Genomic DNA, 20,780 nt, shown 5'->3' on the forward strand with positions numbered 1-20,780 from the left:
ATGATATGCATGGATTACTCACAATCCAGCTTGCCGCCCGCCTTGCTTCAATGACGTAAGCCCCCGTTTCATGTCATGGATTTCCATGGGAGCCCTTCAAACCGTCACTTCAAGCTATTTTAATTCAATATATCCTGTTTCGTAAAGACACTGAACGAAACGATCACGCCAACAAGCGCCCAAATCGCCAGTACAGCTAAGGAAAAAGGAAGCGTCATGCCTTCGATCGGAGGCGGCGTGCCGTTCAAATACACGGTTAAATCCAGATTAACCGCAAACACGTATTTGGCGCTCTCCCAAGCGGAAGACATGTTGGCTAGAATCGTCCCGGCGATAATCGCGGCCATCATCGTCACGATGCTTGCCGCAGTACCGCGTACCAACACGGAAACCATTAGCGCCAATAGCGCCACCACCATCGAGGAGAACCAGATGAGGCCGGACTGCATCAGCATGTTCTGCCATTGCGGTATCGCATGCACCATCGTGGTGTCCATCTCCGAGCCGCTTGTCGTAAAGCCAACAAAGGTCGGCATCGTCCATCCACCATAACCGAAAAAGGCGCCCGAGATCAAATACGTCAGCACCGCGCTTGCCACCACGATCAAGGATACATACATCGTGAGCGCGATCATTTTGCTCAGTAAAATCTTCCATCGTTTGACCGGCCTTGTAAGCAGCATCTTAATCGTACCCGTTGACCGCTCGCCGGAAACAAGATCCGACGCAATAGCGAGTACCAACAATGGGTAAAACAGCGTTACGGCACCGGACATGAAGCCCCGCGTGAAGGTCACCGCATTCGGCGTGTTCGGATTCACATCATGATCGATATAATATTGGAGCTGCTGCACGGCTATCCGCCGCTGCCGCTTCCACTCTTCCGGTATGCGGTCGCTGGCCAACATGCTTTGATAATCATTGATCTGATTCATGACCTGGTTGCGCCAGTCCTTGAAGTTCTTCGCATTGTTCTGCGATATTTTCATCTGTGCGTAGGTAAAGACCGGGATGAGGATAACGAGAACGGCAATCACGACATAGAACCGTTTTTTCTTCCAAATCTTGATCGTTTCGTTCTGAACAAGCGGCAATAATCTATCCAATCGCTTCGCCCTCCGTCATCGACAGGAACAGCTCTTCGAGCGTCGGCGCGATCTGCTGCACGGATCTGATGCCAATGCCGCTGCGAACGGCTTTCTCCACGAATTCAGGTATTCGTTCCGCCGCCATGGAGGTGATCACCGGACGGTCCATATTGGCAAGGATGCTTTCTTCGATCCGATGCTCGCTTTCTGCGACAAACTGCACCTCGCGCTCATCGGCCAACAGCGCGCGCCCGGCATCCGGTTCATCGAACTGCCAGACCACGTAGCTGCCGGCTTGATTGACGAGCTCGTCCACAGGTCCTACCGCAAGCACCCGCCCATGGCTTATGATCGCGACACGATCGCACATGAGCTGAATTTCGCTGAGCAGGTGGCTGGAGATGAACAGGCTCATTCCTTGCCCGGCCAGCATGCGGATAAAGGCCCTAAGCTCCTTGATCCCCTTCGGGTCAAGCCCGTTCGTCGGTTCGTCCAGAATGAGCAACTTGGGTCTGCCGAGCAGCGCCTGGGCAATTCCGAGCCGCTGGCGCATTCCCAGCGAGTAGGTCTTCACTTTATCGTGGATCCGCTCGCCAAGCGAGACGATATCGACAACCTCATGTATTCGCGCCTCATCGATCCCCTCCTGCATGCGGGCAAAATGTTCGAGGTTCTCCCAACCGGTCATATAGCTGTACACTTCCGGATTCTCGACAATGCAGCCTACGAAGCGCAATGCCTCTTCTTGCTGTCGCTCGACGTTGTAGCCGCAGATTCGGATTTCGCCGGCCGACGGCTTGATGAGATTGACCAGCATCCGGATCGTCGTCGTTTTGCCCGACCCGTTCGGACCGAGGAACCCGAAAATTTCGCCGGCGCGCACATGGAAGGATACGTCATGGATGATCGTCTTCCCGCGGATTTTTTTCTGAATCCCTTTCACGTCGAGGACGATTTCGGACGGGGTGTTCCGGTTATGACCCGTACTAGCAAGACTGTCGAGCAAAGCCGGCTCCGATGCTATATTCATGGCCATCCTCCTGTCATTTCAGAGTATTAGGGGCAGTATGCCGCAAAGCCTACTTCAATGCTTGCACGATCCGGACGGCGATCTGCTCATAGCCCGCATGATTCGGGTGGAAGTGATCGGTGGACAAATAATCCGATAAGGCGGATTCGAAGAGATCATACGTCGGCACGAGCGTCATGTTCGGGTACTGATGGACAATGGAATAGGCCTCCTGATTCCACTTAGCGATATACAAGCTGGCGTCCTTTAATTCATCCATATCGTAAAAAGGGTTGTACAACCCGACATATACCACATGCGCATTTGGATTCAGCTTGTGAATCTGATCCAGCACCGATTTCAGCCGCTCAAGCCCGCTCGGTATCCCTTGTTCCAGCTGCTTCAAGTCGAACTCGCCGGTTGCTTCGCTGGCCTTCTCCCCGGTCACGGACTGGAATAGATCATTCCCGCCGATCGTAAGCACGATCAGATTCGCCTGTTGAATCGGATATTGATACCCCTTATTGCCCGCGATTAACTTCGCAAGACCATCCGCCCTCAGCCCATTGATGGCGAGATTGTTGACCACGCTGACCGGCTTATTCCACTTCTCCTTCAAGAAGGCCGCGACATGCTTCACATAGCCTTGTCCCGTATCATCGCCGAATCCTTTCGTTAACGAGTCGCCCAACGCGGTAATTCGAATCTCGCTGCTCTCGGATAGCAATCCTGCCTCCGGCAGCTCGGCCTCGGGCGCCTTGGCCGTGTAGGGCTCGGCTTGCGGCCAGATCAAGTCTTTCGCGGCATAACCGAAACCGAATACGAGCAATAATGTAGACGCTAGCGAGATGATGCTGATCCATCTCCATAACCGCCTCGTCGAAGTTTGCTTCAGCGCTCCCACCTCCTGTCCCAATGTGATTCCTTGCCAAGCTTCGCGAAAGATGGCAAATGGAGTCGAACCTGTTATGTCTTCTAAAATAATCCTTTCCCAAACCATTTGCAAATCATCCGCATCTGAGCAAAAATGAACAGCGCGGCGGCAATCATAGACGAAGACCCGACCAAGCCATCACGGCCCGGTCGGGTCTTAAAGTTATTATTGCTCGTATACGATGTGCAGCGATTGCGCAGCACGCATCGCAAGCTCGCGCGCATGCTCGGTGTTCTCCGCGCTGCTTAGCGCCACGGCCATACGACGGCCTGGCTTCGTTACCGGCTTGCCGAACAAGCGCACTTGCGTGTTCGGAACGGACAATGCTTCTTCAACGCCGCCTATTCTGAAGCTGTCGGAATCGCGGTCAGCCTTCAGCGTATGGGAAGCGCCAGGCGTCAGCAACCGGACGGTCGGAATCGGGAAGCCCAGAATCGCTCTGACGTGCAGGGCGAACTCCGACAGATCCTGCGTCACCATCGTCACCATGCCCGTGTCGTGCGGACGCGGCGAAACTTCGCTGAACAAGACGCCGTCGGACGTCAAGAACAGCTCTACGCCATAGATCCCATATCCGCCAAGCTCGTCCGTAACCGCTTTGGCGATCGCTTCCGCCTGCTCGATCTGCGCTTGCGACATCGCATGCGGCTGCCACGATTCGATGTAATCGCCATCCTTCTGCACATGTCCGATCGGCGCACAGAATGTCGTGCCGGAGACGGAACGAACGGTAAGCAGCGTAATCTCCGATTCGAAGTGAATGAATCCTTCCACGATCACGCGCTGGTTCTTGGCGCGGCCGCCATCCATCGCATATTGCCAGCATGCCTCGATCTCCGCTTCCGAACGGCATACGCTCTGCCCTTTGCCGGAAGAGCTCATGATCGGCTTAATGACGCATGGCGTACCGAGCGCTTGAACGGCTTCTCGCAGCTCCTCGAGCGAATCCGCGAACCGATATGGCGCGGTCGGCAAGGACAGCGTCTCGGCTGCAAGCCTGCGAATGCCTTCGCGATCCATGGTCAGCTGAGCGGCGCGAGCGGTCGGAATGACGTGGAAGCCCTCTTGCTCCAACTCGACCAGCGCCGAAGTCGCAATCGCTTCGATTTCCGGTACGATCAGGTCAGGCTTCTCGCTAAGGATCAGGTCGCGGAGCGCAGAAGCGTCCAGCATGTCAATGACATATGCGCGGTGGGCGACTTGCATGGCCGGCGCATGCTCATAGCGGTCGACGGCAATGGTCTCAACGCCCAGGCGCTGCGCTTCCAAGAGAACCTCCTTGCCAAGTTCGCCAGAGCCAAGGAGCATGATTTTACGTGCGTGAGAGGAATGCGGTGATCCGTACATAAGAAAACAAGAACCTCCTGGAACGAATACGGTGGACGAATGTGCGCGCATCCGGAGTGCAATGCTGGCAAGTCCCGCTCGTTTTTTCTTCCATTGTGGAGGTTCTTGTCATAAAAATCAAGAATTAGGCCGATAAAAATCGGTATTGTGCCTCGATCAGGCCGTTATATACGCCGCCATGCCGTATTAGCTCCTCGTGCGTACCTTGTTCGACAATCCGACCGTGATCCAGCACAACGATGCGGTCCGCATTGCGGATCGTCGACAGCCGATGCGCGACGATGAACGAAGTGCGTCCGGCCAGCAGCTTTTTGAGCGCTTCCTGAATCTTCAGCTCCGTCTCCGTATCGATGCTTGCGGTGGCTTCATCCAGGATGAGAATACGCGGGTCTGCCAACAACGCGCGGGCGAAGGATAACAGCTGCCGCTGTCCCATCGACAGCACATTCCCCCGCTCTTGAACTTCCGTATCGTAGCCGCCGGGCAAGCTCATGATGAATTCGTGCGCATCGACCGCTTTGGCCGCTTCCACAATCTCCGCATCGGTAGCGTTCAGACGGCCGAAACGAATGTTATCCCGAATCGTGCCCGAGAAAATAAACGTATCCTGCAGCACGACCCCGACCTGGGAACGCAGGCTCTCGATCGTCACACCGCGGATATCGATGCCATCCACTTTCACCGCGCCTTGAACCGGATCGTAGAACCGCGAGAGCAAGTTCATGATCGTGCTTTTGCCTGAGCCGGTATGCCCGACTAGCGCGATCGTCTGCCCGGCTTTCACCTCGAGAGAGATCCCTTTAAGCGCAGGCCGGCCCTTTTCGTATTCGAACACGAGATTGTCGAAATGGACATCGCCGCGAATCGCCGGCAGATCCCGGGCATCCGGCAATTCGGCAACGGTCGGCTTCTCGTCGATATACTCGAAAATCCGCTCCGATGAAGCCATGGCGATCAGCAGTTGCGCGTACATTTGGCCCAACCGGTTGATCGGATCCCAGAAGTTGCCGATATAGTTGGCGAAACCGACGAGCAAGCCGACGGTAATCGCGCCGGTCTGAATCAGATGCGATCCGTACCAGAAGAGGATGAGCGTCCCCACGGCCGAAGTGATCTCGATTACGGGACCGAACGCCTGGTTCAGCGCGGACGCTTTGTTCCATGCCTTGATGTTGATGCTGTTAATATGGTTGAAGAAAGCGAAGTTCTCCTTCTCCTGCGTGTATGCCTGGGTGACCCGCATCCCTTGAATCGATTCGTTCAAGTGCGAATTGATCCGGGACTGCTTCATCCTTACGTCCTGCCAGGCAAACCGGATCCGCTTGCGCAGCGCCGTTGACACGAAGAACATGAGCGGCACCGTAATCATGATCGCAAGCCCCAGCTTGAAGTTCCAAGCGAGCAGAATGATCACGATACCGACCAGCTGCACGCAGTCCATCAGCAAGTTAACCACGCCGTTGGTGAACAGATCCTGCAGCGAGTTGACGTCGTTCGTGACGCGGACGAGGACCGAACCTGCCGGACGTTTATCGAAGAAGCGGAACGAGAGTTTCTGGATATGGTGGAACAAGTCTTTGCGCAAATCGTAAATGACGCGCTGGCCGATAATATTCGTGTACTTAATCCGTAACGTGTTGGCTCCCCATTGGATAATATAAAGGGCTAACATAATGGCCGCATACGTGTACAGCTTCGATAGGCTTGGTTCGCCTGTTGCCGGCGCGATCGCTTCGTCGATCGCTTTGATGATCAAGGCCGGGATCGCCAATCGCGTCGCGGTCCCGAGTACCATCATGACGAGCACGAGCGGCAGCATCTGTTTGGCATATGGACGCATGTAGCGGAACAGACGCGCTAATTGCGACCAATTAAACGGTTTTTCGATCGCGTCATCGTCCTTATAAATAAATCGTTCGCGGTTGTCCGTACGAGCGGACTTCTCGTGGCTTTTCACTGGGCAACCCCTCTTTCCACTTGCACCGACTTCGTCTCGCCCGTATTCGGCCTATCGGCATATTGAATATTGTACGTATCTTGATAAGGCCCGGGCTGCCGGATCAGATCGTCATGTCTGCCGCGCTGCACGACCAAGCCTTTGTCGAGCACCAGAATTTCGTCCGCATGACGCAGGGAGGAGATGCGGTGCGCGATGATGAACGTCGTCCGTCCCGCCATAACTTCCTTGAAGCCTGCCTGGATTTCATGTTCGGTCTCCATATCGACGGCGCTTGTCGCGTCATCGAGAATGAGGATTTTCGGATTCTTGAGCAGGGCGCGAGCGATTGCAATCCGCTGCTTCTGTCCGCCCGATAACCCCATTCCCCGCTCCCCTACGACCGTTTCATAGCCTTCTGGCATCTCCATGATAAAGTCGTGCGCCTTGGCTAATTTGGCCGCATGGATAATGTCATCCATCGTCACGTCTTTGACGCCGTAAGCGATATTATCGCGGATCGAGCAGGAGAAGAGGAAAGTTTCCTGGAATACCGTCGCGATATGACGACGCAAGCTTTCGAGCGACATATTCTTGATATCGATGCCATCGATCGAGATCGTCCCCGACTGGGCGTGATAAGCTCTCATCAACAGCTGGATTATCGTCGATTTGCCCGATCCCGTCCCTCCCAACAAGCCGATGACCGATCCTGCAGGCGCATTCAGGTTGATATTCGTGAGTGCAGGCGTTTTGTCCGCGTAATGGAACGTTACATGTTCGAAACGGACATGACCCTTCACATGTTCGGGCTCCAACACCACCGGTGCCTCGACGTCTTTGACATGGACGTAGTGGTTGAGCAGTTCAATCAGCCGCTCGCCGGAAGCCTTCGATTGCGTGTAGTTGTTGATATGGAAGCCAAGCCCCCACATTGGACCGATAATGTACCAGATCATACTGAAGAATGCGACCAGCTCGCCTAAAGACAACGAGCCTTGGATAACCATTCTTCCGCCGACGACCAGCAGGATGACGACACATAGGCTAGCCAGAATCTCCATGATCGGGAAGTAACGTCCCCATAGATTCGAAGCCCCGATCTGATTCGTCTTGTAGGCCTCGCTGCGGATGGAGAACTTATCCATCTCATGCGACTCGCGAGCGAACGATTTGACCGTCCGAACGCCCGTAATGTTTTCTTGTACGGCTGTCGTCAAGTCGCTCATCGCTTGGCGCATCTCGCGGAAGGCTGGATGGATGAGCTTCTCGAACCGTACGGCCGTGAGTGCGAGCACCGGTATGGTGACCATCGTGAGAAGCGTCAGCTGCCAGCTCATCGACATCATCATCGCCGCGCCGAAGCCGACCATCAAGAACATATTCAAAATCTGCGCGAAGCCGAATCCGATAAAGTTGCGGAGCGCTTCCAAATCAGCCGTCAGCCGCGACATGAGATCCCCTGTACGGGCGGTATCATAATACTGGAACGACAGCGTTTGCAGTTTCTCATAACAAGCATTGCGGAGCCGGAAGGCTACCCGGTTGCCAAGCCTTCCTCCGAAGAATCCGTGCAGGAATTGCAGTGTTCCTTTCAGCACGACGACGCCGACCACCGTTAGGGATAGCGCCGGAACTGCGTCATACTCGCCTGGCTTAATGACATCGTCGATCAGAATGCGGAGCATGTTCGGGTAGACCAGCCCTAGTGCCGTTGCGATCATCAAACATACGATTGAAGCCACCAAACTTTTGCGCTCCACCCAATAATACGGTTTCAGTCGCCTAAAAACGTCCAACTTCTCTCCCACTCCCCATTGCCATATTTATAAACATGAGTGAATATTAACAGCTTAAGGCAAGGATCAGCAAACAACGAACGAACGCGTATATATGGCAAAATGCGCTTACTTCCCCATCCTGTGACGTGGAGAGGGGGTATTCTTTCATATTGTCATAAATTGTGACCAACATGTGGCTCTTGCTCCGTTTTTGCACATTCGCTTGTGGTTTTTGCAGGATCTCATTGATAGCAAAAAAGCATAGGTTTTGCGGCTTTTAAGCGCTTAAAGTTCAGCATTGGGAAGCCGGTACGCCAAAAAGCTCCAGTCACCGATAAGCTGTCTTATCGATGTCTGGAGCTTTCCTTATGAAGTCTGGATTAAATGGCAGCCAGTTCAGCTTCAAGCTGCTGCAGAGCTTGCAGATCGGCGTGCCCGCTGAGCGAGCGCAGCTTGCCTTGTACGAATACATCGGCATCCTTGGCAAGCGCGGACATGCCGTGCGACACCGCCTCCTGCCATAGAAGCGCATAACGCGTGCTCCAAGCTTCGCCGGCCCTGTCGATCCAATCCTGGAGCGGCTTGGCGAGTTCATCATCGAACGCCTTGCGGAGCTGCTGCTTTCCTTCCCCTTCGAAGAAATGTCTTGGCGTCTTGAAGCGGCTCCATAGCCACTTGGCATCGATCCGCTCCGCGCGCCATTCCGGCTGCTCTTCCGGCGTCGGAATGACGATCGGCTTAAAGCTGGAAGCCTCAAAGCCTTCCAGCAGCTTTGCGATTTCCGCCGCCGTATCCGCATAACGTTTGGCAGCCAGTTTGTTGAGCGCATTATCCAATCGGAGCGATGTGGCTTGCAGCTCCTGAGACAGTTCAATTTGCAACAAGCGCTGAAGCTCCAACCAGGAGGTCCATAACGCTTTTTTCATGTCGCGGCCGTCATCCTGCAAGGAGGATGGGTTAAACGCGTAGTTGTAATGATCGCCGAAACGGAATTGCACGCGCTGCAGCACGTAGAACAACAGCTCCTTGAGCTCCTGCTCTAACTGCGGATTGCCGCTGCTGCTAATTGACGGCGAAGCCGCAAGCTGCCGTGCAGCCTCTGCCGATTGCGCAAGTCGCTGCTGTTCCGCTTCTCTGGCGGCAGCATCCCCTTGCGCCGCGCGCACCCATTGCCCAATGGTGCGGCGGGAGCGTTTCAGCTCCTCTTCGGCGGATTCAACCGCCAGCTTGCCAAGATCATAACGGGTAAAAGCAAAGAATGAGGACTCGAATGCCTGAATACCCGATTGCGCAATGAGCCGTTCACTTCCGGATTGTTTGCCTTCAAGCGCCAGCAAACTCGAGACAGGGAACATGCGCGGGAACCGGATGCTGTGCTGCTGTAGATTGCGTTCAACATGCGCCATAACGCCTTGCAGTTCTTCCTCACTTGCGGCAAGGTCGGCTGCATTGACGATGAAGAACATTTTATCGAGCTCGAACTGGTCCTTCACGCGGCCAAGCTGCTCAAGGAATTGGCGATCGGCCTGCGAGAACGCATGGTTGTAATACGTAACGAACAGAATCGCATCCGCATTCTTAATATAATTGAACGCGACGCCAGTATGGCGGGCATTGACCGAATCCGCTCCCGGTGTATCGACCAGTACGATCCCCTGTGCTGTAAGCGGGTTGGCATGATGCAGCACGATTTCACTGACGAAACAAGATCGGGATTCTTCCGCGACGTATCGCCTGTACATGCTGTTATCAACCGCTAGATGCTGGCCTAACAGCGCCTCATGTTCAGCCCAGCCTTTAGCTGCCGCCTTCAAGAAGCTGTAGTGCGGCCGGCCTCCGGCATGAACGCCGTCAGGAGTAAGTCGCCCAATGCGTGCCAGCACGTCTTTATCTTGCAGGCCATCGACCGACTCGCCGAGCAACTGCAAGGAATACTTCAGATCTTCCAGCATGGCAGCCCGGCTCTTCATCACGACAGATGCCGTACCGCTCGGACGTTCAGGCGTCGGCGGAACAATCCGGTTCACGGCTGCCGTCGTCGGATTCGGCGACACAGGCAGGACGGAAGCTCCGAGTAACGCATTGGCAAGCGAGGACTTGCCCGCGCTAAACGCACCGAACAGCGCAATCGTGAATTGGCTATTGCTCAGGCGCTCTGCTTTCTCTCTCATTCCCGCAACCGCGGCTGCGAGCATATCGTGAGGAGCGAGCAGGTCTGCCGCCTGGAGCAAACGCTGCGCGGCCTTACGCTGAGGCGCGAGCGCTCCATCGTCTAGTGCGTGCTCAGCATCCTCATTCGTGAACACGGACTCTGTTGCCTGCGCTACAAGCGCTTCATCCACAGACTGAATCGCCGCTTCTGGAGCCGTCTCTTTCAGCGGCTCTCGGGAAGCGGAAGGCTCAGGCCGAGGAAGTATGACAGCTGGAGGACGGGCAGGCAGCTGTTGGATCAACTGGGCTTCATGCGCCTTGGCTGAATCGTTCATCCGATTCAACTCTTGCAAGGCACCTGTTTGCCCCGCCAGCTCATTCAGACGTTGGCGGATCGGTTCCAGCTTCTCATCCAGTCGCACGGTTGCTCGTGCTGCTTGTTCATCCACCCAAGGAAGGACTTGCTTCTTGTAATGGCTCTTCAAATCCGCTGCAACACCATGACAGTACGTCATGGTGTATTCGTTACCGAACACGGCTCCCGTATTCACATGGTCGATAATCCATGAATGATCGACTTGCCATTGGAACATATGGTCAAGCTCTTGTTCCAACTCCTCGCCGCGGTAACCATTGGCGTCAGCCGCTTTACGAAGAAGGTCCTTCAAGTGCCAGACGATACTAGCCTCTATTCTGGCGGACAAATCCTCTCGGAACAGCGTCAATCGGCGCTCCTGTTCGGCAGTCGTCTTCGCACCGGCGAACAGCAGCCCCATCTTGAAACCAGGCTTACGGCTCTCCAGGAACGAGTGAGCGAGGTCGCGGGTAGCGGCTGGCGTCACAATGGCGCTATCGAGCAAAGACGTGATATCGCTCAGCAGCTTGGTCCGATATTGTTCCTTCTGTGCCATACCTTCTTGCAGCTGAAGCTGAAGCTGTGCGATCTCGGCTTGCAGAGCGTCCGCTGCCTCTTCACCGCCAGCAGCCTCGAGTAGCGCTTCCCGCTTCGAAGCAGACTGTTCATCCAGCAGCTTCATATGCTCACGAACGAGATGTCGGGCAGAATCGAACACGCTGCCACCGGCCAATGGTTCGCGCAGCGGTCTTAAGTCTGCGAACAACTGCAGCAGCTTCTCCCACTCTGAGTAATGGTGGTCCGGCTGGCGCAAAGACAGATATATGATGCCGCTAGGCTCCAGATGCCAGTTGGCGAAGCCCTCTTCCACACTTCGGCGGTACTCCTCGAATGACAGTTCCCGCTCCCGATGCTTATCGATTTGGTTCACGATCAAATAGAGCGGTTTCCCCCACTCCTTCAACTGCTTGGCGAACGTGAAATTGATCTCCGACATGACATGGTTATAGTCCATGACATAGAACACCACGTCAGCCAGATGCAAAGCCGACTCCGTTGACATGCGGTGCGCATCGTCGGTGGAATCAATACCCGGCGTATCGAGCAGGATGGTGTGGTCGCCTAAGGTCGGAATCGGATAAGACAGCTCAACCGACAAGATGGCTTCGCCATCCTTGCAGTAGTCATCTAATTGATCAAGCGGAACTGTTGCCTTTTCCTTCGTCCCATTGTGCAGACGAGTGACCATTGCCTTCGCATCGCCGCCGCGGATCGTAACGACGTTCGCACTCGTCGGAATCGGACTGGAAGGCAGCAAGTTGGTGCCGCATATCCGATTGACGAGCGTTGATTTGCCAGCCGAGAAGTGTCCGCAGAATGCGATAGCCAGCTTGCGGTCCGCAAGCTTGGCTTCCAGCTCCTGAAGACGCTGGGCATGCTGCTGATCCCCTGCATCGGCCATAGTCTGTGCCATTTGCTCAAGCGCAGCGAGCATCGGACTTGCATCCGACTGAGCAACACGATTGCTCATTTCTCTCTCTCTCCCTATCCATGCCTTCATGAGCGAACATTCCGAACCGGAATCGTTACGCTGGACTAAGCCGTTTCTTCAGCTGTCGGAAGGCAGATTTCGAATACTTCACCATGTTGCAGAATCGTAACGTTGCGGCCTTTCTCGCGCATAACGACAACCTCCGGTTTCACGCGCATACGTTCAATATATTGATCCGGCACTTCACCTGCGCCAGATACCGTTACGCCTTCGATGACTTTTTCTTCGTTCTCTGCCGGAGGAGACTCCATTACCTGCTCGTAGATATCAGAGAACAGACCAAAATCCTTTGTGTAAACGGAAATGCATTTCATAGTTTCTCATCCTTTGCTCATTGTTTTCGTTTTCTTAGGGGCTGCCTTGGAACGGGCTGCCGGCTTCATTCTTGCCTTGCCCTCCTTACACAGTTCAAGGAGCGGGCAAACCGGGCAATTCGGGTTCTGCGCCTTGCAATGGTACCTTCCGAAGAATATGAGGCGATGATGGGTCACAGTCCACTCATCTTTAGGGACTAGCTTCATCAGCTTCTTCTCGACTTCCAGTACGCTGTCATCCGGTTTGGCGATGCCAAGCCGCTTGGATACCCGCTCTACGTGCGTATCCACGGCAATCGCCGGGACGCCGAATGCGTTGGAGACCACGACATTGGCCGTCTTGCGACCGACACCCGGAAGTTTCGTCAGTTCCTCATGCTGCTGAGGAATTTCGCCTTCGTACTCGTCAAGGACCAACCGGCACAGCTTCTGTATATTCGCGGCTTTATTGCGAAACAGACCGATTCGGCGAATATCGCCTTCCAATTCTTCCAAAGGCACGGCCAAATAGTCTTCTGGCTTGCGATACTTTTGGAACAGCGTTGCCGTAACTTTATTGACGGTTTCGTCCGTACATTGGGCTGAGAGCAATACGGCGATCGTCAGCTCGAACGGATTGCTGTGATTCAGCTCGCAATGTGCATCGGGGAACATCTCGCCCATGACGCGCAAGATGTGATGCATTTTTTCTTTTGCATTCAAAGAACTCTCTCTCCCCCACAAATGGGCTATCGTTTCAAAGTGTAGCGAATAATGTCACAATACGCAACTCAAAAGAGCGCTTTCATCGGCACATTTCATAAAAAAAAGCTGTTCCGTCATAAAGACGAAACAGCTTTGTCCATCATCCTATGAAACCTTAACAATCTCAATCAGTTGCCCTTGATAAAAATAGAGCAGCACGCTGTTATCCTCAACTAGCGAGGTAAGGACGATGCTCGAAGTGCCTTGCGTGATTTTCGTTGCGCTAGTGACGGAATAGATATAGCTAGCATCTGTCAAAGACTCGCGCTTCACGTAAAGTGAGTTCGTGGCGGAATCGTATTTCCAGAAGAGCTTGGATACACCGGTAAGGATCGTAATTTGCGCTTGTCCTGTTGCATCCTTGCGAACTTCTACGCGATCTCCGGCAGCTAATACGGCTGCTGTCGTCAGTTTTACGCCATCCTTGATCACGGTATAACTATCACCAAGTTCAACAGTAAACGTTGCCCCTGCATAATCCGTCACGGTAACTTTGTTGGTTGCGACCGCTGTAACTTTGCCGATTCTGACGGATACTACTGATAAAGAGTCTGCTGTATTCCCCGTATAGTTTACGTTGACCACATTACCAGCTGCCAGTGCGCCAATCGCAATGGACTCGCCGCCATCGTTATACAGTTTCCAGTTAGACACATCAAACGTAGTTGTCGTGCCGTCTATTGCCTTAAGTGTAACCTTCTTGCCGGATGTGTTCACGGAAGTCACTTCATACTGCAGGCCTTTGTGAATCTTAATCGTAATGAATTTGTCCTGTTCGGTATTCAGGATTCCGGTAACCGTATCGCCGACCTTCACGTCCGCAATCGTTGCCGTAGATTTGCCTTGAAGCTCGACAGAGTCATACTGAAGCGGCATAGTTACCGTGGAGCCGTTCGTCAAGTCCAACTTCAACTGCTTCGTCGTCGCGTTGACCGACAGCACTGTGCCCGAGTATTGATAAACGAATTCTATGAAAACAGCTCGGCCATTCGTATAACCGACCGATACTTTGCGGTTCTTAACCAGCATCGCTTCCGCACTTGTAAGCGTCATAGATGTTCCATTATACGTAATCCGGGTTGCTTCGGTCAGATCGACCGATACGGTTGTGTTCGTCAGCGCGTCACGTACTTGGAGTGCATTATAATCCGCATCATAATTCAGCACGGTTGCACCGTTCAGCACTTTGATCGTCCGGTTCAACGCTTTGATCGAAGTAACCTTCTGCACGCTGTTCACCGAGATTTCAATCTCGTCGCCTTGCTGCAGATCGCTTACTGTCGCGCCGGTCAGGCCATCTATGACGACAGTTACGTCATCGGTCATAAATTTAGCTTCTAGTTTGCCGTTCAGCATATAGTTGATCGTTAGATTCGTCATGCTGGCATTCTGGAATGTACCCGTTATTGTAGCGGCAGAAGTGGTCGACTGCACAGTAATCTTCGTCACGATGCTGTCCTTTACCTCAACCTTGACGTTATCGCCAACCTTCACGCTCGACAGACCTGCTTCCGAGATCGTGCCCTGATAGATCACGTCGACCGTTGGCGACACGATGAACGACTCACTTGCATCGTTAGCCGTGTATAGCAACTTCAAGGAGTTCGAGGCTACTTTCACTTCCGAAACGACGCCTTCGACGGTTTTGTTAACTGGTGCAGACTTCACTGCGATCTCGACAGCCAACGGATTCGTGCGGTACGTATCCCGTGTAATCGTGACTTCGCTGTCTTGGACTAGATCCGAGATTTTCAATTCGTTACCGCTAGTATCTTTGACGATCAGATTGCTGTCATAAGAAACTTTAATCGGCTCGTCATTCACCCAAATCCATATAATGGATGATCCAGGAATGACGCGATCGACCGTACCGCTAACCGTCTCTACATGCTTCTCATCCTTAAGTTGTTCCAGGTAGAGCACATTGCCACTGCTGTCGGCAACGAGCAAGAAATCCGTATACAAGGACAACTTGTCGAGCGAAGACAGCTGCTCCGAATCATAACGGTAGATGAGCGTGTCCGATGTAATCGTGTAAGATTTGTCGCTGTTTTCTTGGAACAACGTGATTCCGTCGCTCGTAAGCTTCGTTGCAATACCGCTGTCTTGGCCTGCGTAATCCACTGGGAACTGGCTTTCCGCGCGGCTGAAAATCGTTGCGATCGAAGCGCGCGTAATGAGACCGCTAGGGTCGAACTTGTTATCGCTCACCCCTTTGATCAATCCGAGCGATACGCCTGCATTCACATACCCAAGATAATCGTTGCCGATGCTCGAAGCATCCGCGAACGTGGACGCCGTTGCATCAAGCTCTTCAGCTAGGCTCTTCTTGTCAATCGACTTCACGATCAGCTTCGTGATCCATTCACGGGATGCCGAAGTGGTCCCCCATGTTTTCTTCGGATCGACCGGCAATCGGTTATATTCCTCGTCCGGAATGAGTAGTCCTAGCTTAAAGGCCAGGTTTATGTATCCTTTGGCATATTCCGATACTTCGAATCCGGAAGCGAATACTACGGCTTCGTTTGCTTCGACTTCACTTTCTTTGCCTAAGAATCGGATGGCCATAATGACCGCGTCTTGCTGCGACACATTATCGCTTGGCATAAACTTGCCCGTCGCCGCGCCCTTAACGATGCCTTGCAGCGCAAGCTTAGAAATATGCTTCGCCGCCCAATGCGTCTTGGCAACGTCGGTGAAAGATGCGGAGGAAGCGGAAACAGCTGCTTCCGCCTTTTGCCCTGACACGGTGAATACGGAGACTATTAATGCACATACAGTTAATAATGAGACCATTCTAGTCCACTTGCTGCGAAACTTCATCGTGTGTCTTCCTCCTTATGGTTTTACTATGGGATGCTCCAACGTTTCATGTCCCATGAGACTCTCCACTTGCTTACCGTCTACGAGCAGCTCGATGTTGCTAACTGCGTCGAATTGAAACATCGTCTTCGTCAATGCTTCAATTGCCATCATTTCTCCCGGTGCGCCCAATCGCGCTTCATCCGGAATATGGACATCAAGCGTAACCGTTCCTTCGCTTATCTTCAGATCGAGCAGCTCAATCGTTTTCCACAGCGACACTTCCTGATTCGTGCCGTCTAGCTGGAGAGACGCATACGCCGCTTTGAGCATAGCCACTGCATCTCCGGAAGGATAAGCGATCTGACGTTCTTGCTCCTGCAGCTCGAGTAATTCAGCATCGGTAAAGTAAGCTTTTATCGTGATTTGCTTCTCTGCTGCGGCCTCTTCTCCGTCAGAATTGGACTGCCCACCGTCCGTATTCGAAGGTTGGTTGGCACCATTCGAATCGGCATTGGTGCTGCCTTCCGTTCCAACCGTCTCGCCCGTGTTCGTATTTGTTGCCGAATCAGACTGGTTTTGCTGTTCCCCGCCGGCCGATGCGGTCGAATTATTAACGTTCTCTTTCGTTCCGCAGGCAGCCGCAGTCAATGAAAGCAGGAGCAGGATGGAGATGAATAGCATGCGAGTGGTGACTGTTTGTTTCATCCGAGCCCTCCTAGTTTAATTTCAGATATTCCTTTATACCTGTGACGATTGCTTGCGCCATTTGGTTTTGCTTCGCTTCGCTGAACAATACGGAAACGTCCGTCGTGTTCGAGATAAATCCGCTTTCGAGCAGAATTGCTGGCATCGTCGTCTTCTTAATGACGGCGAAACCGCTCTGCTTGACCTTGCGGTCCTTCAATCCAGTCGCTTTGAGCAAATGCTTGTGAACGATGTCAGCGAATGATTTGCTATAGGAATGATAATAGTACGTTTCTGTCCCGCTGGCGCTCGCCGTTGCTTTGTTCGCATGAATAGAGATAAATAAATCCGCTTTAGCTTTGTTCGCGAACTGAGCCCGCTCATCCAACTCCAGGAATATATCGGTGGAACGTGTCAGAATCCCTTTAACTTTCGTTTCTTTGTCAAGAAGTGCTTTGACCTTAAGCGACAGCGCTAGATTAAAGTCCTTCTCTTTGCGGTTATTCGCCACGGCGCCAGGATCATGATTACCATGCCCTGCATCAATGACAACCGTATAAATACCGTCGTCGGTCGTATCCGGCGTTGTCGGTGTGGTCGGTACTGTAGGTGTTCCTGTGCTTACCGGATCCAATACATTAATTCGGATGGCACCATCCTCGCGGGCGATCTCGTAATTCGTCGCAGTCGTGACATCCAGCACAATGCGGACCGTTTCGGGCTTGTCCGAGAACAGCGAATATCTGATCTTCTGCATCGAGACATGTGAGTCAACAAGAATTTCGCCAAGCTTGGATGCTGATGTGAAACCTGGTGAGAATGACGAGCTGAACGATACATTAGGGAGGTCGATCACAATCCGCTCGGGACTGTGAAGCAGCTGCGTCTTAATGTCGCCGATTGTTCCGTCATAGGAAAGGAAAATGGAGCTTAATCCGTCATAATCAATGGCGTTCAACGTGGCGCTCGCTTCTGAACCTGGTACACCATCGTCACTGCTGCCATCCTCGTTTGTGTCTCCGCCCGTTCCCGAAGAACCATCGGATGTACCCGTATCGGTACCGTTCCCCGCACCTGGTTCGCCAGGTTCGATATTAGGCTCTGTCGGCGTGTCAACCTGATACAGATGAACCGATTTGGTCGGCTGGTCCCAATACACGCTGAGTCCCAGCTGCTCGCTTACAAAGCGTAGCGGAACATAAGTCGTTCCTTTGTCGACGGTTGCAGCAACATCCAATGTGATGGTCTGATCGTTCACGAGCGCTGTCTTGCTGTCGAACGTAAGTACGATGTTCCTGCTGTTCCCATCACTCACCTGAACGTTCTTGCCTGTCCAGGACACTTGGAATCCGATTCCTTCTGAAACCGTCCGGATCGGGACAAGCGTCGTCTGACTGACAACTTTCGGCTCAGCTGACGACTGAAGCAGTTTGCCGTTCAAGTATAACTTGGGTGTTACTGCCGCTGCGGCTTGCGCACCGTTTACGCCGTACAATAGTGAAAAAACCAACGACAACAGCATTACAGCGGATACAAGCTTCTTCATCTTTCACCTCGATGACTGATTTTTCGCCTGTCTTAAGCCTCGCTTATCAGACATCTTCCAACCTCTTAAAGGCTTGTCCGTCCGATAAGCAGTACTTAACGGCTGATTAAAGCAGTTACTACCTTATAAAAGCCGACACTTACAGACGAATACATAGACGCAATTTGTCATAAAAAGTTGCGGACACGCAGGAAATTTTGTCCTATCGTGTCTCACCTTGCACGCTCGTAAGATAAGCCAGCAGCCGAACAACAAAAAAGCCCCCGGACAAAGCCGGGAGCCAAAATAGTCGAGGGTTGCACTTCCTCTTCAGGTAAAACTAGAACGCTACGCGAGTTGCTTCGTAAGCAGAGATTTTGTCCTCGTGCTGAAGCGTAAGACCAATATCATCCAGACCTTGTAACAAGAATTGACGACGGTGCTCATCGAGATCGAAATTGATTTCGAGCCCTTGGTCATCCGTAATTTTCTTGTTCTCTAGATCGACATTCAGCTTGTAGCCTTCAGTGCCTTGCGTACGTTGGAACAAATCTTCAACCTGCTCTTCGCTTAGGCGAATCGGCAGAATGCCGTTCTTGAAGCAGTTGTTATAGAAGATATCCGCGAACGAAGGTGCAATAACAACCTGGAAGCCGTAGTCAAGAATCGCCCACGGAGCATGCTCGCGGGAAGATCCGCAGCCGAAGTTCGCGCGCGAAATCAAGACCGAGGAGCCTTGGTAACGCGGTTGGTTCAGACTGAACTCAGGAATGACTTCGCCTTGTTCATCCCAGCGCCATTCGTAGAACAAGAACTGGCCGAAGCCGCTGCGCTCGATGCGCTTCAAGAATTGCTTAGGAATGATGGCGTCTGTATCGACGTTAACCCGGTCAACCGGAGCAACGAGCCCCGTTAATTTTGTAAAAGCTTGCATAGTAGGTAACTCCTCTCGTTATAAAACTCCGTTGTTAGTTAAGCACTCACTTCAGACTTGATTTTCCAGTCGCGTACGTCTGTGAATTTGCCCATGATCGCAGCTGCTGCTGCCATGGCCGGCGATACCAGATGCGTACGTCCGCCGCGGCCTTGACGGCCTTCGAAGTTACGGTTGGAAGTCGAAGCGCAGCGTTGTCCTGGCTTCAATACGTCAGGGTTCATCGCAAGGCACATCGAGCAGCCTGCATCGCGCCATTCGAAACCAGCTTCAGTGAAAATTTTATCCAAACCTTCTTTTTCCGCTTGAATCTTAACGCGGCCCGAGCCAGGAACGACGATCGCCGTTACTTTCTCGCTGACTTTATAACCTTTTGCGATCTCAGCGGCAGCACGAAGATCTTCGATACGGCCGTTCGTGCAGGAACCGATAAATACATAGTCGATATCGATTTCGCTCATAGGCGTGCCAGGTGTCAGACCCATATATTCAAGCGCTGCTTCAGCCGCTTTACGCTCATTCTCAGTCGGCAGTTCAGCTGGTACCGGAACGTTGGACGTGATGTCCGTGCCCATACCTGGCGAAGTGCCCCAAGTGACTTGCGGGATCAACGAATCGACGTCGAATTCAACGACCGTGTCGTACGTTGCTCCTTCATCGGTAACAAGCTGACTCCATACCGCTACAGCTTGGTCGTACGACTCGCCCTGCGGAGCGAATTCGCGGCCGCGCAGATATTCGTATGTCGTCTCGTCCGGAGCGATCAGGCCAGCGCGCGCGCCACCTTCGATGGACATGTTACAAACGGTCATGCGCTCTTCCATGGAGAGCGAGCGGATCGCTTCGCCTGTGTATTCGATAACGTAGCCAGTTGCGAAGTCCGTGCCGTATTGAGCGATAACGCCGAGGATCAAGTCCTTTGCCGTTACGCCCGGCTTGCGGCTGCCGTTGAAACGAACTTCCATTGTTTTCGGTTTTGCCTGTTGCAAACATTGCGTAGCCATAACGTGTTCAACTTCGCTCGTGCCGATACCGAATGCAAGTGCACCGAATGCGCCGTGAGTCGAAGTATGGCTGTCGCCGCAAACGATCGTTTTGCCTGGGTGCGTGAGACCAAGTTCTGGACCCATAACGTGTACGACGCCTTGGTCGATGCTGTCCAGGTCATACAGCGTAACGCCGAAGTCCTTACAGTTCTGAGTCAGCGTGTCGATCTGTTGCTTGGAGATTGGATCCGTGATGTTGAAGCGGTCTTTCGTCGGCACGTTGTGGTCCATTGTAGCGAATGTAAGTTCCGGGCGACGAACCTTACGGCCTGACATCCGCAGTCCTTCGAAGGCTTGAGGAGAAGTAACCTCGTGCACCAGGTGCAAATCAATGTACAAAATACTAGGCTTGCCAGCCTCGGAATAAATGACGTGGTTGTCCCAGATCTTCTCAAACAATGTTCTTGTCGTCATGTATAATCACCTCATAAGTTCGATTATCTCGTCGCTTTCTTCTAATAACGTCATAATAGCATTTCTTTCTTAATTGATCTAAGATATAATATCTATAACAGTAATAGGAATGGCCTATGATGTAATTATACATAAAAATTGTACTATTAAGGGGACGTAAG

General features: G+C 52.8%; 14 protein-coding genes. All 14 read right to left on the bottom strand.

Going from position 1 to position 20,780, the window contains the following annotated elements:
* Positions 1 to 119 precede the first annotated feature (119 nt).
* Positions 120 to 1,106 (bottom strand): ABC transporter permease, encoded by a 987-nt coding sequence (locus FHS18_RS12195; protein ID WP_183600313.1) that lies wholly within the window; start codon positions 1,104 to 1,106, stop codon positions 120 to 122.
* Positions 1,099 to 2,118, bottom strand: a complete 1,020-nt coding sequence (locus FHS18_RS12200; protein ID WP_183600314.1) for an ABC transporter ATP-binding protein — start codon at positions 2,116 to 2,118, stop codon at positions 1,099 to 1,101. The genes FHS18_RS12195 and FHS18_RS12200 overlap by 8 nt, the downstream gene beginning before the upstream one ends.
* 49 nt (positions 2,119 to 2,167) lie before the next feature.
* Positions 2,168 to 3,013, bottom strand: a complete 846-nt coding sequence (locus tag FHS18_RS12205; protein WP_246427598.1) for a GDSL-type esterase/lipase family protein — start codon at positions 3,011 to 3,013, stop codon at positions 2,168 to 2,170.
* A gap of 183 nt (positions 3,014 to 3,196) precedes the next feature.
* Positions 3,197 to 4,378, bottom strand: coding sequence for a formate-dependent phosphoribosylglycinamide formyltransferase (gene purT, locus FHS18_RS12210; protein WP_183600315.1), 1,182 nt, complete (start codon positions 4,376 to 4,378; stop codon positions 3,197 to 3,199).
* A 124-nt stretch (positions 4,379 to 4,502) separates the two neighbouring features.
* Complete coding sequence (locus FHS18_RS12215) at positions 4,503 to 6,335, bottom strand: ABC transporter ATP-binding protein (protein WP_343060510.1); 1,833 nt, start codon at positions 6,333 to 6,335, stop codon at positions 4,503 to 4,505.
* Entirely contained in the window at positions 6,332 to 8,113 is a 1,782-nt protein-coding gene (locus FHS18_RS12220) for an ABC transporter ATP-binding protein (RefSeq protein WP_183600316.1), read from the bottom strand. Before FHS18_RS12220 ends, FHS18_RS12215 begins: the two co-directional genes overlap by 4 nt.
* Positions 8,114 to 8,475: 362 nt before the next feature.
* On the bottom strand, positions 8,476 to 12,132 hold the full coding sequence (locus FHS18_RS12225) for a dynamin family protein (protein ID WP_183600317.1): 3,657 nt from the start codon (positions 12,130 to 12,132) through the stop codon (positions 8,476 to 8,478).
* A 65-nt stretch (positions 12,133 to 12,197) separates the two neighbouring features.
* Positions 12,198 to 12,467: an NAD/NADP transhydrogenase alpha subunit gene (locus FHS18_RS12230; RefSeq protein WP_183600318.1), complete on the bottom strand. Its 270-nt coding sequence runs from the start codon at positions 12,465 to 12,467 to the stop codon at positions 12,198 to 12,200.
* A gap of 6 nt (positions 12,468 to 12,473) precedes the next feature.
* Positions 12,474 to 13,151 (bottom strand): endonuclease III, encoded by a 678-nt coding sequence (nth, locus tag FHS18_RS12235; RefSeq protein ID WP_183600404.1) that lies wholly within the window; start codon positions 13,149 to 13,151, stop codon positions 12,474 to 12,476.
* 165 nt (positions 13,152 to 13,316) lie between these two features.
* The gene (locus tag FHS18_RS12240) at positions 13,317 to 16,034 is read right to left on the bottom strand and encodes an S-layer homology domain-containing protein (protein ID WP_183600319.1); all 2,718 of its coding nucleotides are present in this window, start codon (positions 16,032 to 16,034) and stop codon (positions 13,317 to 13,319) included.
* A gap of 15 nt (positions 16,035 to 16,049) precedes the next feature.
* Positions 16,050 to 16,721 (bottom strand): GerMN domain-containing protein, encoded by a 672-nt coding sequence (locus tag FHS18_RS12245; RefSeq protein WP_183600320.1) that lies wholly within the window; start codon positions 16,719 to 16,721, stop codon positions 16,050 to 16,052.
* Positions 16,722 to 16,731: 10 nt separating this feature from the next.
* On the bottom strand, positions 16,732 to 18,246 hold the full coding sequence (locus FHS18_RS12250) for an N-acetylmuramoyl-L-alanine amidase (RefSeq protein ID WP_183600321.1): 1,515 nt from the start codon (positions 18,244 to 18,246) through the stop codon (positions 16,732 to 16,734).
* 319 nt (positions 18,247 to 18,565) lie between these two features.
* Entirely contained in the window at positions 18,566 to 19,159 is a 594-nt protein-coding gene (leuD, locus tag FHS18_RS12255) for a 3-isopropylmalate dehydratase small subunit (RefSeq protein ID WP_183600322.1), read from the bottom strand.
* Positions 19,160 to 19,197: 38 nt separating this feature from the next.
* Positions 19,198 to 20,619 carry a 3-isopropylmalate dehydratase large subunit gene (gene leuC, locus FHS18_RS12260; protein WP_183600323.1) on the bottom strand — a complete coding sequence of 474 codons (1,422 nt, stop codon included), beginning with the start codon at positions 20,617 to 20,619 and terminating at the stop codon, positions 19,198 to 19,200.
* Positions 20,620 to 20,780: the final 161 nt, after the last annotated feature.

Source organism: Paenibacillus phyllosphaerae, assembly GCF_014192105.1.
GTDB classification, from domain to species: Bacteria; Bacillota; Bacilli; order Paenibacillales; family Paenibacillaceae; genus Paenibacillus_Z; species Paenibacillus_Z phyllosphaerae.